This is a genomic window from Pseudomonas sp. PDM22, assembly GCF_014851965.1.
GTDB lineage: Bacteria > Pseudomonadota > Gammaproteobacteria > Pseudomonadales > Pseudomonadaceae > Pseudomonas.
Map to the genome: position 1 here is coordinate 21289 of NZ_JACVAR010000006.1, position 15150 is coordinate 36438.

Genomic DNA, 15150 nt, shown 5'->3' on the forward strand with positions numbered 1-15150 from the left:
CTCTGAAATGGGCGGCCATAGCGGGTGAAAGCCCCGTACACTAAAGAGGTTCTAAAGATGACAATTGGTGTTGTCGGTCGTAAGTGCGGCATGACCCGCATCTTCACCGAAGATGGTGTCTCTATTCCGGTCACGGTCATTGAGGTCGAGCCGAATCGCGTCACCCAGTTCAAAAACGAAGAAAGTGATGGCTATCGCGCTGTGCAGGTAACTGCTGGCGAGCGTCGTGCTTCTCGTGTGACCAAGGCGCAGGCCGGTCACTTTGCCAAGGCGAATGTTGCCGCCGGTCGCGGCGTGTGGGAATTCCGTCTGGGCGAAGAGGAGTTCAAGGCAGGCGATTCCATCTCTGTCGACCTGTTCCAGGCCGGTCAGCTGGTAGACGTTACTGGCGAGTCCAAAGGTAAAGGCTTTGCCGGTACCATCAAGCGCTGGAACTTCCGTGGTCAAGATAACACCCACGGTAACTCCGTTTCCCACCGCGTCCCGGGTTCCATCGGCCAGTGCCAGACTCCTGGTCGAGTGTTCAAGGGCAAAAAAATGTCGGGCCACATGGGTGCTGAGCGTGTAACCGTTCAATCCCTTGAGGTCGTGCGTGTCGATGCAGAGCGCAATCTGCTGCTGGTCAAAGGTGCCGTTCCCGGCGCTACCGGTGGTGATGTGCTGGTGCGTCCGGCAGCCAAGGCTCGCGGTTAAGAGAGGAAGCTGAGATGCAACTGAATGTAAATGGCGCTCAGGCGATCGAGGTTTCCGAGCGTACTTTTGGTAGCGAATTCAACGAGACCCTGGTTCACCAGGCAGTCGTCGCCTACATGGCTGGCGGTCGTCAGGGCACCAAGGCTCAGAAAACTCGTTCCGAAGTCTCCGGTGGCGGCAAGAAGCCGTGGCGTCAGAAGGGCACTGGTCGTGCTCGTGCTGGCACCATCCGTAGCCCCATATGGCGTGGCGGCGGCGCGACCTTCGCGGCCAAGCCCCAGGATCACTCCCAGAAGCTCAACAAGAAGATGTACCGCGCTGCTCTGCGCTCCATCCTCTCTGAGCTGGTTCGTCTGGACCGTCTGGTTGTCGTTGCCGACTTCGCTGTCGACGCACCGAAGACCAAAGGTCTGGTCAGCAAGCTGGAAGGCCTGGGCCTGAAAGATGTACTGATCGTCACCGAAGGCGTCGATGAGAACCTGTACCTGGCAGCTCGCAACCTGGCCCACGTCGATGTACGTGATGTCCAGGCTTCCGATCCGGTCAGCCTCATCGCCTACGACAAGGTGCTGGTCACCGTGTCCGCCGTGAAGAAGTTCGAGGAGCTGCTGGCATGAACCAGGAACGCGTATTCAAAGTGCTGCTGGGCCCGCATATCTCCGAGAAGGCCACTGGCCTGGCGGACGGCAACAGCCAATTCGTTTTCAAGGTTGCCACTGATGCAACCAAGCTGGAAATCAAGAAGGCCGTAGAAAGCCTGTTCGGCGTGAAAGTGCGTCGCGTCACCACCCTGAATGTTCAGGGCAAGACCAAGCGTACCGTTCGCGGCCTGGGCAAGCGTAACGACTGGAAAAAAGCGTACATCGCTCTCCAGCCGGGCCAGGATCTCGATTTCGCAGCTGGCGCTGAGTAAAGGGGTGCATCATGGCAATCGTTAAATGCAAACCGACTTCCGCTGGTCGTCGTTTCGTCGTCAAGGTAGTGAACCAGGACCTGCACAAAGGTGCTCCGTTCGCTCCCCTGCTCGAGAAGAAGTCCAAGTCGGGCGGCCGTAACAACAACGGTCGCATCACCACCCGTCATATCGGTGGTGGTCACAAGCAGCACTATCGTCTGGTCGACTTCCGTCGCAACAAGGATGGCATTCCTGCCATCGTTGAACGCGTCGAATACGATCCGAACCGTACTGCTCACATCGCTCTGCTGAAATACGCGGACGGCGAGCGTCGTTACATCATCGCCCCCAAAGGCGTGGTGGCTGGCGATCAACTGATCTCCGGTATCGGCGCTCCGATCAAGGCCGGCAACAACATGCCGCTGCGCAACATCCCGGTTGGTAGCACCATCCACGGTATCGAACTGAAGCCTGGCAAAGGCGCTCAGATCGCTCGCTCCGCTGGCGCTTCGGCTCAGCTGGTAGCCCGTGAAGGTGCATACGTAACCGTACGTCTGCGTTCCGGTGAGATGCGTAAAGTCCTGGCTGACTGCCGTGCGACCCTGGGTGAAGTCTCGAACTCCGAGCACAGCCTGCGTTCGCTGGGTAAAGCCGGTGCCAAACGCTGGCGTGGCGTTCGCCCGACCGTTCGTGGTGTTGCCATGAACCCGGTCGACCACCCGCATGGTGGTGGTGAAGGTCGTACCTCTGCTGGTCGTCATCCGGTATCGCCGTGGGGTCTTCAGACCAAGGGTAAGAAGACTCGCGCGAACAAGCGTACCGACAACATGATCGTCCGTCGCCGCAAGTAAATAGAGGGATACGACAGTGCCACGTTCTCTGAAAAAAGGTCCTTTTATCGATCTTCACCTGCTGAAGAAGATCGAAGTGGCGGTAGAAAAGAACGACCGCAAGCCGATCAAGACCTGGTCGCGCCGTTCTATGATCATGCCGCACATGGTTGGTCTGACCATCGCTGTCCACAACGGCCGTCAACACGTGCCGGTTCTGGTCAACGAAGACATGGTCGGTCACAAACTCGGCGAGTTCGCTGCTACCCGCACTTATCGTGGGCACGCTGCGGACAAGAAAGCCAAGCGTTAAGGGGTAAGGAAGATGGAAGTAGCCGCTAAGCTCTCGGGCGCTCGTATCTCCGCCCAGAAAGCCCGCTTGGTCGCCGACCAGATCCGCGGGAAGAAGGTGGGCGATGCGCTCAACCTCCTGGCTTTCAGCAACAAGAAAGCCGCCGAGATCATGAAGAAAGTGCTGGAGTCGGCCGTTGCCAACGCCGAGCACAACGAAGGCGCCGATGTAGACGATCTCAAAGTCTCCACCGTCTTCGTCAACGAAGGTCGTTCGCTCAAGCGCATCATGCCGCGTGCCAAAGGCCGTGCTGATCGCATCGTCAAGCGGTCTTGCCATATCACTGTCAAGGTTGCGGACAAGTAACGGAGTCGATCAGATGGGTCAGAAAGTACATCCCAATGGCATCCGCCTGGGTATCGTCAAGGAGCACACCTCCGTTTGGTACGCAGATAAGCGCACTTACGCCGATTATCTGTTCGCCGACCTGAAGGTGCGTGAGTATCTCCAAGACAAACTAAAAAGCGCGTCCGTAAGCCGTATCGACATCCATCGTCCGGCTCAGACTGCACGCATCACCATCCACACCGCTCGTCCCGGCATCGTGATCGGCAAGAAAGGTGAAGATGTTGAGAAGCTGCGTCAGGACCTGACCAAGCAAATGGGTGTGCCGGTGCACATCAACATCGAAGAGATCCGCAAGCCGGAACTCGACGGTATGCTGGTTGCGCAGAGCGTAGCTCAGCAGCTGGAGCGTCGCGTTATGTTCCGTCGCGCCATGAAACGCGCTGTACAGAACGCCATGCGCATTGGTGCCAAAGGCATCAAGATCCAGGTAAGCGGTCGTCTGGGCGGCGCTGAAATCGCCCGTACCGAGTGGTATCGCGAAGGTCGTGTGCCCCTGCACACCCTGCGTGCCGACATCGACTATGCAACCTACGAAGCGCACACCACCTACGGTGTGATCGGTGTGAAGGTTTGGATCTTCAAAGGCGAGGTCATTGGTGGCCGCCAGGAAGAGCTGAAGCCTGTAGCGCCCGCTCCTCGTAAAAAAGCTGCTAAGTAAGGAGTACGCAAATGCTGCAACCTAAGCGTACGAAGTTCCGCAAGCAAATGACCGGTCACAACCGTGGCCTGGCTCATCGCGGTTCCAAAGTCAGCTTCGGCGAGTTCGCCCTCAAGGCAACCAGCCGCGGCCGTCTCACCGCGCGTCAGATCGAGTCCGCACGTCGTGCGCTGACCCGTCACGTTAAACGTGGCGGCAAGATCTGGATTCGCGTATTCCCCGACAAGCCTGTTACCAAGAAGCCCCTGGAAGTACGTATGGGTAAAGGTAAGGGCGGCGTCGAGTACTGGGTAGCCCAGATTCAACCGGGCAAGGTCCTGTACGAGATCGAGGGTGTATCCGAAGAGCTGGCGCGTGAGGCATTCGCCCTGGCTGCTGCAAAGCTGCCGCTCGCCACCTCCTTTGTTAAGCGGACGGTGATGTGATGAAAGCGAATGAACTTCGTGAAAAATCCGTTGAGCAGCTGAACGAGCAACTGCTCGGCCTGCTGCGCGACCAGTTCAATCTGCGCATGCAGAAAGCAACTGGCCAGTTGGGGCAGTCTCACCTGCTCTCGCAGGTTAAGCGCGACATCGCTCGCGTGAAAACTGTGCTCAACCAGCAAGCAGGTAAGTAATCATGGCTGAAGCTCAGAAAACCGTCCGTACGCTGACTGGCCGCGTCGTCAGCGACAAGATGGACAAGACCGTCACCGTTCTGATCGAGCGCCGCGTTAAGCACCCGATCTACGGCAAATACGTGAAGCGTTCGACCAAACTGCACGCCCACGACGAAACCAACCAGTGCCGCATTGGTGACCTGGTCACCATTCGCGAGACCCGTCCTCTGGCCAAAACCAAGGCCTGGACTCTGGTTGACATCGTCGAGCGCGCGGTTGAAGTCTAAGGGTCGGAGATAGAAGATGATTCAGACTCAATCCATGCTCGAAGTCGCTGACAACAGCGGCGCGCGTCGCGTAATGTGCATCAAGGTGCTCGGCGGTTCCCACCGCCGCTACGCCGGCATTGGCGACATCATCAAGGTCACCGTCAAGGAAGCAATTCCGCGTGGCAAGGTGAAGAAGGGCCAGGTAATGACTGCCGTGGTCGTTCGCACCAAGCACGGCGTACGTCGTACCGACGGTTCCATCATTCGCTTCGACGGCAACGCCGCCGTCCTGCTGAACAACAAGCAGGAGCCGATCGGCACCCGTATCTTCGGGCCGGTGACTCGTGAACTTCGTACCGAGAAGTTCATGAAGATCGTCTCCCTTGCCCCTGAAGTGCTGTAAGGAGTAGCCGTCATGCAAAAAATTCGTCGTGACGACGAAGTCATCGTCATTGCCGGCAAGGACAAGGGCAAGCGTGGCAAAGTGATCAAGGTTCTGGCTGATGACCGTCTGGTCGTTGGCGGTGTGAACCTGGTCAAGCGCCACACCAAGCCCAACCCCATGCTCAACCAGCAAGGCGGGATCGTCGAGAAGGAGGCGCCTCTGCACGTCTCCAACGTCGCCATCTTCAACGCTGAAACCAACAAGGCTGACCGCGTTGGTTTCAAAGTCGAAGACGGTAAGAAGATTCGTGTCTTCAAGTCGACCCAGAAACCGGTTCAGGCTTGAGGGAGCTAGGTAGATCACCATGGCACGATTGAAAGAAATTTATCGGAAGGAAATCGCTCCCAAGCTGAAGCAAGAGCTTCAGCTGGCGAACGTGATGGAAGTTCCGCGCGTTACCAAAATCACCCTGAACATGGGTCTTGGCGAAGCTGTCGGCGACAAGAAAGTCATCGAGAGCGCCGTAGCTGATCTGGAAAAGATCGCGGGTCAGAAGCCGGTTGTGACTTACGCTCGTAAGTCCATCGCTGGTTTCAAGATTCGTGAAGGCTGGCCGATCGGCGTGAAAGTCACCCTGCGTGGCGATCGCATGTACGAGTTCCTGGACCGTCTGCTGTCGATCTCTCTGCCGCGCGTTCGTGACTTCCGCGGTCTGAACGCCAAGTCCTTCGACGGCCGTGGCAACTACAGCATGGGCGTCAAAGAGCAGATCATCTTCCCGGAAATCGATTACGACAAGATCGATGCCCTCCGCGGTATGGATATCACTCTGACCACCACCGCGCGTTCGGATGATGAGGGTCGTGCACTGCTGCGCGCCTTCAAATTCCCGTTCCGCAACTGATTGGAGTAGGACCATGGCTAAAGAGAGCATGAAGAACCGTGAGCTGAAGCGTCAGCAAACGGTAGCTAAGTACGCCAAAAAGCGTGCCGAGCTGAAAGCGATCATCGCTAATCCGAGCACTTCGGCTGAAGATCGTTGGAATGCCCAGGTCGCCCTGCAGAAGCAACCGCGTGACGCGAGCGCCAGTCGCCTGCGTAACCGTTGCCGCCTGACCGGTCGTCCGCACGGTTACTACCGCAAGTTCGGCCTGAGCCGTAACAAGCTGCGTGAAGCGGCAATGCGCGGTGACGTACCGGGCCTGGTGAAAGCCAGCTGGTAAGTGCTAGACGGGGTCGGCAACGGCTCCGTTGATCGCTTTGCGAAGCAAGCCCCCTCGTGGGGCTTGATTCGTTTTTGAGCGATCTCTAGAATACCCGGCTCCCCCGAGCCTGGGTTTAGATCGCCCGGCGTTTTGAGGGCGAGTTATGAAGTTGAAGGCTTATCTTTTGTATCAGGAGCATTAAGCCCATGAGTATGCAGGACCCGTTAGCAGACATGCTAACTCGCATCCGTAATGCCCAGATGGCTGAGAAGACCGTCGTGAGCATGCCGTCTTCCAAGCTGAAAGCGGCAGTCGCCAAAGTCCTCAAGGACGAAGGCTATATTGCGGATTTCCAAGTCACCGCCGAGGCCAAGCCTCTGCTGTCGATCGAGCTGAAGTACTTCGAAGGCAAGCCTGTCATCGAGGAAGTGAAGCGAATCAGCCGTCCTGGCCTGCGCCAGTACAAATCCGTAGACCAGCTGCCGAAAGTTCGTGGCGGCCTGGGCGTTTCGATTGTCTCCACCAACAAAGGTGTGATGACTGATCGTGCTGCCCGTGCCGCTGGCGTCGGTGGCGAAGTGCTCTGCACTGTGTTCTAAGGGGAATCAGCATGTCTCGCGTTGCTAAGAACCCCGTCATTCTGCCCGCCGGCGTCGAAATCAAGCTGGCTGGTCAGGAACTTTCGATCAAGGGTGCCAAAGGCGCTCTCGAGCTGAAAGTACATCCGTCCGTCGAAGTCATTCAGGACAACGGTGAGCTGCGTTTCGCTGCGCGTAACGGCGACCAGCAGACCCGTGCCATGGCCGGTACCACCCGCGCTCTGGTCAACAACATGGTAATCGGCGTCAGCCAGGGCTTCGAGCGCAAGCTCCAGCTGGTTGGTGTTGGTTACAAAGCGCAGGCCAAAGGCCAAGTGCTGTCCCTGGCTCTCGGCTTCTCCCACCCGGTTGATTACGAACTGCCTGCCGGCATCGTCGCGGAAACCCCCAGCCAGACCGACATCCTGATCAAGGGTATCGACAAGCAGCTGGTTGGCCAGGTTGCCGCGGAAATCCGCGACTTCCGTCCGCCGGAGCCGTACAAAGGCAAGGGCGTGCGTTACGCCGACGAAGTCGTCCTTCGTAAAGAAGCCAAGAAGAAGTAGGGCATAGCAAATGAGCGTCAAGAAAGAAACCCGTCTGCGCCGCGCTCGCAAGGCTCGCCTGAAGATGCGCGAACTGGAAGCCGTACGCCTCTGCGTGTACCGCTCCTCCCAGCACATCTACGCCCAGGTCATTGCAGCCGACGGCGGCAAGGTCCTGGCCAGCGCCTCGACCCTGGACAAAGAACTGCGCGAAGCTGCCACCGGCAACGTCGACGCAGCCAAGAAAGTTGGTCAACTGGTCGCGGAACGCGCCAAGGCTGCCGGCGTCACTCAGGTGGCGTTCGACCGTTCTGGCTTCAAGTACCACGGTCGTATCAAGGCCCTGGCTGATGCCGCTCGTGAAGGCGGTCTGGAGTTCTAAGTTATGGCAAACAACGATCAAAAGCGCGACGAAGGCTACATCGAGAAGCTGGTTCAAGTGAACCGCGTCGCCAAAACCGTAAAAGGTGGCCGTATCTTCGCCTTCACCGCGCTGACCGTGGTTGGCGATGGCAAGGGCCGTGTTGGCTTCGGTCGTGGCAAGGCGCGTGAAGTGCCTGCTGCCATCCAGAAGGCAATGGAAGCTGCTCGCCGCAACATGATCCAGGTTGATCTGAACGGCACCACCCTGCAGTACCCGACCAAGTCCGCTCATGGCGCCTCCAAGGTGTACATGCAGCCGGCTTCCGAAGGTACCGGCATCATCGCCGGCGGCGCCATGCGCGCTGTCCTGGAAGTTGCTGGTGTGCAGAACGTTCTGGCGAAGTGCTACGGCTCCACCAATCCGGTGAACGTGGTCTACGCAACCTTCAAGGGCCTGAAGAACATGCAGTCCCCTGAGTCGGTAGCGGCCAAGCGTGGCAAGAGCGTCGAGGAGATTCTCTAACCATGGCAACTGTCAAAGTTACCCTGATCAAGAGCCTGAACGGCCGTCTGGCCAATCACAAGGCTTGCGTCAAAGGCCTCGGCCTGCGTCGCATTAATCACACCGTCGAAGTTCAGGACACTCCTGAAAACCGCGGCATGATTAACAAGGCTTACTACCTGCTGCGTGTGGAGGGTTAATCCATGCAACTGAACGATCTGCGTTCCGCGCCGGGTGCCCGTCGCGAAAAGCACCGTCCGGGCCGTGGCATCGGTAGCGGTCTGGGCAAGACCGGTGGCCGTGGTCACAAAGGTCAAACCTCCCGCTCCGGTGGCTCCATCGCTCCGGGCTTCGAGGGTGGTCAGCAACCGCTGCACCGTCGTCTGCCGAAGTTCGGCTTCAACTCGCTGAAAGCCATGGATCGCGCAGAAGTGCGCACTTCCGAACTGGCCAAGGTCGAGGGTGATGTCGTAACCGTGCAGTCCCTGAAGGATGCCAACGTGATTAACCAGAACGTACAGCGTGTGAAAGTCATGCTGTCGGGCGACGTTACTCGCGCAGTCACCCTGAAAGGCATCGGCGCCACCAAGGGCGCTCGTGCGGCTATCGAAGCAGCTGGCGGCAAAATCGAGGACTAAATGGCTAAGCAAGGTGCTCTCTCTGCGCTGAGCAACGGTGGTGGTTTGTCCGAGCTCTGGGCACGTCTGCGTTTCCTGTTCCTGGCGATCATCGTCTATCGGATCGGCGCGCATATCCCAGTCCCGGGCATCAACCCCGATCGCTTGGCGGCACTGTTCCGGCAGAACGAGGGGACCATTCTTAGCCTCTTCAACATGTTTTCCGGCGGCGCGCTGGAGCGCATGAGTATCTTTGCACTGGGGATCATGCCGTACATCTCGGCATCGATCATCATGCAGCTCATGACCGCTATCAGCCCGCAGCTGGAGCAGTTGAAGAAAGAGGGTGAGTCTGGGCGTCGCAAGATCAGCCAGTACACCCGCTACGCAACTCTCGTCCTGGCACTCGTCCAGGCCATTGGCATGTCCATTGGTCTGGGTAGCCAGGGCGTGGCCTTCTCCAACGACTTCGGCTTCTACTTCGTGTCGGTCACCACCTTCGTGGCGGGTGCACTGTTCATGATGTGGCTGGGTGAGCAGATCACCGAACGGGGTGTCGGCAACGGCATCTCCATGCTGATCTTCTCCGGTATCGTCGCAGGCCTGCCCCGAGCAATCGGTCAGTCCTTCGAGTCCGCGCGTCAAGGTGACATCAACATCTTCGCCCTGATCGCCATCGGCCTCCTGGCTGTGGCAATCATCGCGTTCGTGGTGTTCATCGAGCGGGGTCAGCGCCGTATCGCCGTGCATTACGCCAAGCGCCAGCAAGGTCGCAAGGTGTTTGCCGCCCAGACGAGCCATCTGCCGCTGAAAGTGAACATGGCGGGTGTAATCCCCGCGATTTTCGCCAGCAGCATCCTGCTGTTCCCGGCATCCCTGGGTGCCTGGTTCGGTCAGTCGGAAGGCCTGGGTTGGCTGCAGGACGTCGCGCAAGCGATTGCTCCTGGTCAGCCGCTGAACATTCTGCTGTTTAGTGCAGGGATCGTTTTCTTCTGCTTCTTCTACACAGCGCTGATGTTCAACCCGAAGGACGTGGCGGAAAACCTCAAGAAGTCCGGTGCATTTATTCCGGGTATTCGTCCGGGTGAACAGTCGGCTCGCTACATCGATGGCGTGTTGACCCGTTTGACCATGTTCGGTGCCCTGTACATGACGGCTGTGTGCCTGCTGCCCCAGTTCCTGGTCGTAGCTGCCCACGTACCGTTCTACCTTGGCGGGACCTCGTTGCTGATCGTGGTCGTGGTTGTGATGGACTTTATGGCTCAAGTACAATCGCACCTCGTTTCTCACCAGTACGAATCCCTCATGAAGAAAGCCAACCTGAAGGGCTATGGCAGCGGTCTGCTGCGCTAACCCGTAAGGTTCGAGGAGTCACTGATGAAAGTTCGTGCATCGGTTAAGAAGCTGTGCCGTAACTGCAAGATCGTCCGTCGCGAAGGCGTCGTTCGTGTGATCTGCAGCGCGGAGCCGCGTCACAAGCAGCGCCAAGGCTGAGTGTGAACCACGCGTTATAACCCGGCAGCTAGTGTGCTGCCGGGTTGATTATTTGTTTTTACAGCGCTAATATCCGCGCCCTTTCTTGGCTCCCTGGGCGCCGGGTAGCTGTCAATTGGAGTTTTTCTGAATGGCCCGTATTGCAGGCGTAAACATTCCGGATAACAAGCACACTGTTATCTCGCTGACCTACATCTATGGTGTTGGTCGCACTACCGCACAGAGCATCTGTGCAGCCACCGGCATCAGCCCGGCTGTAAAGATCAAAGAGCTGAGCGAAGAGCAGATTGATTCGCTGCGTACCGAGGTGGCCAAGCTGACCACCGAAGGTGACCTGCGTCGCGAAATCAACATGAACATCAAGCGTCTGATGGACCTCGGTTGCTACCGCGGTCTGCGTCATCGTCGTGGTCTGCCGGTTCGCGGTCAGCGCACCAAGACCAACGCGCGCACCCGTAAGGGCCCGCGTAAGCCGATCCGCAAGTAATCGCTTAGGAATCTAGTCATGGCAAAACCTGCTGCTCGTCCTCGCAAGAAAGTCAAAAAGACGGTGGTCGACGGGATCGCGCATATCCACGCGTCCTTCAACAACACCATCGTTACCATCACTGATCGTCAGGGCAACGCTCTGTCCTGGGCTACCTCCGGTGGTTCGGGCTTCCGCGGCTCGCGTAAGAGCACCCCGTTCGCTGCCCAGGTAGCGGCCGAGCGTGCCGGCCAGGCTGCTCTGGAATACGGTCTGAAGAACCTTGACGTAAACGTCAAAGGCCCGGGCCCGGGTCGCGAGTCGGCTGTTCGTGCGCTGAATGCCTGCGGTTACAAGATCGCCAGCATCACCGACGTAACCCCGATCCCGCATAACGGCTGCCGTCCGCCGAAAAAGCGTCGCGTGTAATAGGAGACAGTGAGAAATGGCTCGTTACATTGGTCCCAAGTGCAAACTGTCCCGCCGCGAAGGCACTGACCTCTTCCTGAAGAGCGGCGTTCGTGCCCTCGACTCGAAGTGCAAGGCAGAACAAGTTCCCGGTCAGCATGGCCAGCGTCGTGGTCGCCTGTCCGACTACGGTCTGCAGCTGCGCGAGAAGCAAAAAGTTCGCCGCATCTACGGCGTTCTGGAACGTCAATTCCGTGGCTACTATCAGGAAGCGTCCCGCCGCAAGGGCTCCACGGGTGAAAACCTGCTGCAGCTGCTTGAGTGCCGTCTGGACAACGTCGTCTACCGTATGGGCTTCGGTTCCACTCGTTCCGAATCCCGTCAGCTGGTGTCCCACAAGACCATCAGCGTCAACGGTCAGACCGTAAACGTACCGTCCTACCAGGTCAAAGCTGGTGACGTGGTTGCTGTTCGCGAGAAATCGAAGAACCAGCTGCGTATCGCCCAAGCTCTGGACCTGTGCGCCCAGCGCGGTCGCGTTGAGTGGGTCGACGTGGACACCGACAAGAAAGCTGGCACCTTCAAAAGTGTCCCGGCTCGTGCCGATCTGTCCGCCGACATCAACGAAAACCTGATTGTCGAGCTCTACTCCAAGTAAGGGCTAGAAAATAGGTGCATCCATGCAGAGTTCGGTAAATGAGTTCCTGACCCCCCGCCACATCGATGTGCAGGTGGTCAGCCAAACCCGCGCCAAGATCACTCTCGAGCCTCTCGAGCGTGGTTTCGGCCATACCCTGGGCAACGCGCTGCGTCGCATCCTGTTGTCCTCCATGCCTGGCTGTGCAGTAGTCGAGGCCGAGATCGACGGCGTACTCCACGAGTACTCCGCCATCGAAGGTGTGCAGGAAGATGTCATCGAGATCCTGCTCAACCTGAAAGGCCTGGCCATCAAGCTGCACGGCCGTGACGAAGTGACGCTGACCCTGGCGAAAAAGGGCTCGGGTGTGGTGACCGCTGCCGATATTCAGCTGGATCATGATGTCGAGATCGTCAACGGTGACCATGTTATCGCCCACCTGGCCGATAACGGCGCGCTGAACATGAAGCTGAAAGTCGCTCGTGGCCGTGGCTACGAGCCGGCTGATGCCCGTTCGAGCGATGAAGACGAAAGCCGCAGCATTGGCCGTCTTCAGCTCGACGCCTCGTTCAGCCCCGTACGTCGTGTTGCCTACGTGGTCGAAAACGCCCGTGTCGAACAGCGTACCAACCTGGACAAGCTGGTCCTCGATCTGGAAACCAACGGCACCCTGGACCCTGAAGAGGCTATCCGTCGCGCCGCTACCATCCTGCAACAGCAGCTGGCAGCGTTCGTGGACCTCAAAGGCGACAGCGAGCCTGTTGTTGAAGAGCAGGAAGACGAGATCGATCCGATCCTGCTGCGTCCGGTCGATGACCTTGAGCTGACCGTCCGTTCGGCCAACTGCCTGAAGGCAGAGAACATCTACTACATCGGTGACCTGATTCAGCGCACCGAAGTAGAGCTGCTCAAAACGCCGAACCTGGGTAAGAAGTCCCTGACCGAAATCAAGGACGTTCTGGCCTCTCGCGGTCTGTCCCTCGGTATGCGCCTCGACAACTGGCCGCCGGCAAGTCTCAAGAAAGACGACAAGGCTACTGCCTGATCGTCGTAGCTACCGAACGTAAAGTTTGGAAAGGAATTGAACCATGCGCCATCGTAAAAGTGGTCGTCACCTGAGCCGCACCAGCGCGCACCGCAAGGCTATGTTCCAGAACATGGCTGTGTCGCTCTTCGAACACGAACTGATCAAAACCACCCTGCCCAAGGCCAAGGAACTGCGTCGCGTTGCCGAGCCGCTGATCACCCTGGCTAAAGTGGATAGCGTTGCCAACCGTCGTCTCGCTTTCGACCGTACCCGTTCGAAAGAAGCCGTAGGCAAGCTGTTCAACGAACTGGGCAAGCGCTACGCCAACCGTCCGGGCGGCTACCTGCGCATCCTGAAGTGCGGCTTCCGCGCCGGCGACAATGCCCCCATGGCATACGTCGAACTGATTGACCGCGCTGTTGGCGGCCAAGCAGTAGAAGCTGCAGAGTAAGGTTTACGCCTTATAAGAAACCGGGCCTTGTGCCCGGTTTTTTATCGCCTATGGAAAAGTTTTTCTCTATCGATCGGCTCGAATCAATAAATTGGCTGATCCATGCCCTTGTCACCGATCCTTAACGACGCCGACTTCTACTGCTTGCTGAGCTGGATCAACAGCCGCAACGCCGGTGGAGGCGCTTAATTGTCCGATTGGGATGTCGGGCCGCGCTCACTGCCATGGTGATCCGTCGGTCTTCGAACACCCCGCCGTTGAGGAGAGTAACGATGAGTGACAACACCCGCCTGACGACTGCTGCCGGAGCGCCGGTCGCCGATAATCAGAACGTCCAGACCGCCGGCCCGCGGGGCCCGATGCTGCTGCAGGACGTCTGGTTCCTGGAGAAACTGGCGCACTTCGACCGCGAAGTGATCCCTGAGCGCCGCATGCATGCCAAGGGCTCTGCTGCCTACGGCACCTTCACCGTCACCCACGACATTACCCGGTACAGCCGCGCCAAGCTGTTCTCCGAGGTCGGCAAGCAGACTCCGTTGTTCCTGCGCTTCTCCACGGTGGCCGGTGAGCGTGGCGCTGCTGACGCCGAGCGCGATATCCGCGGCTTCGCCATGAAGTTCTACACGGAGGAAGGCAACTGGGACCTGGTGGGCAACAACACCCCGGTCTTCTACTTCCGCGACCCGCTGAAATTCCCCGACCTGAACCACGTGGTGAAACGCGATCCGCGCACCAACCTGCGCAACGCGACCCTGAAGTGGGACTTCTTCTCGCACCTGCCCGAAGCCCTGCACCAGCTGACCATCGACTTCAGCGATCGCGGGCTGCCGCGCAGCTACCGTCACGTCCACGGCTTCGGCAGCCACACCTTCAGCTTCATCAACGCCAGCAACGAGCGCTTCTGGGTCAAGTTCCACTTCAAGACCCAACAGGGCATCGAGAACCTGAGCAACGAGGAAGCCGCCAAGCTGGTTGGCGCCGACCGCGAAAGCTCGCAGCGTGACCTGTACGACGCCATCGAACGCGGCGATTTCCCGCGCTGGAAGATGTATGTGCAGGTAATGCCTGAGAAGGAGGCTGCGAGCTACCGATACAACCCGTTCGACCTGACCAAGGTCTGGCCGCACGGGGACTATCCGCTGATCCAGGTGGGCTACTTCGAGCTCAACCGTAACCCGGCGAACTACTTCGCCGAGGTCGAACAGTCCGCCTTCAGCCCGGCGAACATCGTCCCCGGTATCGGCTTCTCGCCGGACAGGATGCTCCAGGGCCGCCTGTTCTCCTACGGCGATGCGCACCGCTACCGCCTGGGCGTGAACCACCACCAGATCCCGGTGAACGCTGCGCGCAACAACCCGCGCATCTATCACCGCGACGGCGCCATGCGCGTGGATGGCAACAACGGAGACATGACCGTCACCTACGAGCCGAACAGCTTCAACCAGTGGCAGGAGCAGCCGGACTACTCCGAACCGCCGCTGACCCTGGAAGGCAGCGCAGATCACTGGAACCACCGCGTCGACGATGATTACTACAGCCAGCCGGCAGCGCTGTTCCGCCTGTTCGACGTAGCCCAGCGGCAGCGCCTGTACGAGAACATCGCCGGTGACATGGCGGGCGTTCCGGAGGTTATCCAGCGTCGTCAGCTCGCTCTGTTCTTCAACATCGATCCGGCCTACGGTGAAGGCGTCGCCAAGGCGCTGGGCCTGAAGCTGGACTAAGCTGAAGCCGTTCCACCAGCCGCCCTCTTCGGAGGGCGGTTGCGTTTGTGGGGCATTGCGGACTTGACCCCGGTCATGGCCAGTCGCGACCATAGCGCCGTTTAATTC

28 protein-coding genes are annotated in these 15150 nt (G+C 58.7%); all 28 read left to right on the plus strand.

Annotated elements, in window-relative coordinates; genetic code table 11:
• Positions 1–57 precede the first annotated feature (57 nt).
• The 28 genes from rplC (at position 58) to katA (ending at position 15042) form a co-directional block, all read left to right on the plus strand.
• Positions 58–693: a 50S ribosomal protein L3 gene (gene rplC, locus IB255_RS20650; RefSeq protein ID WP_024767389.1), complete on the plus strand. Its 636-nt coding sequence runs from the start codon at positions 58–60 to the stop codon at positions 691–693.
• 14 nt (positions 694–707) lie between these two features.
• Positions 708–1310 (plus strand): 50S ribosomal protein L4, encoded by a 603-nt coding sequence (gene rplD, locus IB255_RS20655; protein WP_017521904.1) that lies wholly within the window; start codon positions 708–710, stop codon positions 1308–1310.
• The gene (gene rplW / locus IB255_RS20660) at positions 1307–1606 is read left to right on the plus strand and encodes a 50S ribosomal protein L23 (protein WP_015475322.1); all 300 of its coding nucleotides are present in this window, start codon (positions 1307–1309) and stop codon (positions 1604–1606) included. The genes rplD and rplW overlap by 4 nt, the downstream gene beginning before the upstream one ends.
• 11 nt (positions 1607–1617) lie before the next feature.
• A complete protein-coding gene (gene rplB / locus IB255_RS20665; RefSeq protein ID WP_024767388.1) occupies positions 1618–2439 on the plus strand; it encodes a 50S ribosomal protein L2 in 822 nt (273 codons plus the stop codon).
• A gap of 16 nt (positions 2440–2455) precedes the next feature.
• Positions 2456–2731, plus strand: coding sequence for a 30S ribosomal protein S19 (gene rpsS, locus IB255_RS20670; protein ID WP_017521902.1), 276 nt, complete (start codon positions 2456–2458; stop codon positions 2729–2731).
• A 12-nt stretch (positions 2732–2743) separates the two neighbouring features.
• Positions 2744–3076 carry a 50S ribosomal protein L22 gene (rplV, locus tag IB255_RS20675; protein ID WP_015475325.1) on the plus strand — a complete coding sequence of 111 codons (333 nt, stop codon included), beginning with the start codon at positions 2744–2746 and terminating at the stop codon, positions 3074–3076.
• Between the two features lie 13 nt (positions 3077–3089).
• On the plus strand, positions 3090–3776 hold the full coding sequence (rpsC, locus tag IB255_RS20680) for a 30S ribosomal protein S3 (protein WP_015475326.1): 687 nt from the start codon (positions 3090–3092) through the stop codon (positions 3774–3776).
• A gap of 11 nt (positions 3777–3787) precedes the next feature.
• The gene (gene rplP, locus IB255_RS20685; RefSeq protein ID WP_009617163.1) at positions 3788–4201 is read left to right on the plus strand and encodes a 50S ribosomal protein L16; all 414 of its coding nucleotides are present in this window, start codon (positions 3788–3790) and stop codon (positions 4199–4201) included.
• Positions 4201–4392 (plus strand): 50S ribosomal protein L29, encoded by a 192-nt coding sequence (rpmC, locus tag IB255_RS20690; protein ID WP_003093720.1) that lies wholly within the window; start codon positions 4201–4203, stop codon positions 4390–4392. The genes rplP and rpmC overlap by 1 nt, the downstream gene beginning before the upstream one ends.
• Before the next feature lie 2 nt (positions 4393–4394).
• Positions 4395–4661 carry a 30S ribosomal protein S17 gene (rpsQ, locus tag IB255_RS20695; RefSeq protein WP_009617165.1) on the plus strand — a complete coding sequence of 89 codons (267 nt, stop codon included), beginning with the start codon at positions 4395–4397 and terminating at the stop codon, positions 4659–4661.
• A gap of 16 nt (positions 4662–4677) precedes the next feature.
• On the plus strand, positions 4678–5046 hold the full coding sequence (gene rplN, locus IB255_RS20700) for a 50S ribosomal protein L14 (protein WP_017521901.1): 369 nt from the start codon (positions 4678–4680) through the stop codon (positions 5044–5046).
• A 12-nt stretch (positions 5047–5058) separates the two neighbouring features.
• Complete coding sequence (gene rplX, locus IB255_RS20705) at positions 5059–5373, plus strand: 50S ribosomal protein L24 (RefSeq protein WP_045215317.1); 315 nt, start codon at positions 5059–5061, stop codon at positions 5371–5373.
• A gap of 19 nt (positions 5374–5392) precedes the next feature.
• Positions 5393–5932: a 50S ribosomal protein L5 gene (gene rplE / locus IB255_RS20710; protein WP_017521899.1), complete on the plus strand. Its 540-nt coding sequence runs from the start codon at positions 5393–5395 to the stop codon at positions 5930–5932.
• Between the two features lie 13 nt (positions 5933–5945).
• Entirely contained in the window at positions 5946–6251 is a 306-nt protein-coding gene (gene rpsN, locus IB255_RS20715) for a 30S ribosomal protein S14 (RefSeq protein ID WP_045215313.1), read from the plus strand.
• 188 nt (positions 6252–6439) lie between these two features.
• Positions 6440–6832: a 30S ribosomal protein S8 gene (rpsH, locus tag IB255_RS20720; protein WP_015475331.1), complete on the plus strand. Its 393-nt coding sequence runs from the start codon at positions 6440–6442 to the stop codon at positions 6830–6832.
• Between the two features lie 11 nt (positions 6833–6843).
• Entirely contained in the window at positions 6844–7377 is a 534-nt protein-coding gene (gene rplF / locus IB255_RS20725) for a 50S ribosomal protein L6 (protein WP_015475332.1), read from the plus strand.
• Positions 7378–7387: 10 nt separating this feature from the next.
• Entirely contained in the window at positions 7388–7738 is a 351-nt protein-coding gene (gene rplR / locus IB255_RS20730; protein WP_017521897.1) for a 50S ribosomal protein L18, read from the plus strand.
• A gap of 3 nt (positions 7739–7741) precedes the next feature.
• Positions 7742–8242: a 30S ribosomal protein S5 gene (rpsE, locus tag IB255_RS20735; protein WP_009617173.1), complete on the plus strand. Its 501-nt coding sequence runs from the start codon at positions 7742–7744 to the stop codon at positions 8240–8242.
• A 2-nt stretch (positions 8243–8244) separates the two neighbouring features.
• Positions 8245–8421 carry a 50S ribosomal protein L30 gene (gene rpmD, locus IB255_RS20740; RefSeq protein ID WP_009617174.1) on the plus strand — a complete coding sequence of 59 codons (177 nt, stop codon included), beginning with the start codon at positions 8245–8247 and terminating at the stop codon, positions 8419–8421.
• Positions 8422–8424: 3 nt separating this feature from the next.
• On the plus strand, positions 8425–8859 hold the full coding sequence (rplO, locus tag IB255_RS20745; protein ID WP_045215310.1) for a 50S ribosomal protein L15: 435 nt from the start codon (positions 8425–8427) through the stop codon (positions 8857–8859).
• Complete coding sequence (gene secY / locus IB255_RS20750; RefSeq protein WP_024767080.1) at positions 8860–10191, plus strand: preprotein translocase subunit SecY; 1332 nt, start codon at positions 8860–8862, stop codon at positions 10189–10191.
• A gap of 24 nt (positions 10192–10215) precedes the next feature.
• On the plus strand, positions 10216–10332 hold the full coding sequence (rpmJ, locus tag IB255_RS20755) for a 50S ribosomal protein L36 (RefSeq protein ID WP_014854209.1): 117 nt from the start codon (positions 10216–10218) through the stop codon (positions 10330–10332).
• Positions 10333–10462: 130 nt separating this feature from the next.
• A complete protein-coding gene (gene rpsM, locus IB255_RS20760; protein WP_024767079.1) occupies positions 10463–10819 on the plus strand; it encodes a 30S ribosomal protein S13 in 357 nt (118 codons plus the stop codon).
• A gap of 18 nt (positions 10820–10837) precedes the next feature.
• Positions 10838–11227, plus strand: a complete 390-nt coding sequence (rpsK, locus tag IB255_RS20765) for a 30S ribosomal protein S11 (protein WP_003093689.1) — start codon at positions 10838–10840, stop codon at positions 11225–11227.
• A gap of 16 nt (positions 11228–11243) precedes the next feature.
• Complete coding sequence (gene rpsD / locus IB255_RS20770) at positions 11244–11864, plus strand: 30S ribosomal protein S4 (protein WP_054906702.1); 621 nt, start codon at positions 11244–11246, stop codon at positions 11862–11864.
• Between the two features lie 22 nt (positions 11865–11886).
• Complete coding sequence (locus tag IB255_RS20775) at positions 11887–12888, plus strand: DNA-directed RNA polymerase subunit alpha (RefSeq protein ID WP_009617182.1); 1002 nt, start codon at positions 11887–11889, stop codon at positions 12886–12888.
• Between the two features lie 43 nt (positions 12889–12931).
• Positions 12932–13321, plus strand: coding sequence for a 50S ribosomal protein L17 (rplQ, locus tag IB255_RS20780; protein ID WP_015475338.1), 390 nt, complete (start codon positions 12932–12934; stop codon positions 13319–13321).
• Positions 13322–13593: 272 nt separating this feature from the next.
• Positions 13594–15042, plus strand: a complete 1449-nt coding sequence (gene katA, locus IB255_RS20785; RefSeq protein ID WP_192210810.1) for a catalase KatA — start codon at positions 13594–13596, stop codon at positions 15040–15042.
• Positions 15043–15150: the final 108 nt, after the last annotated feature.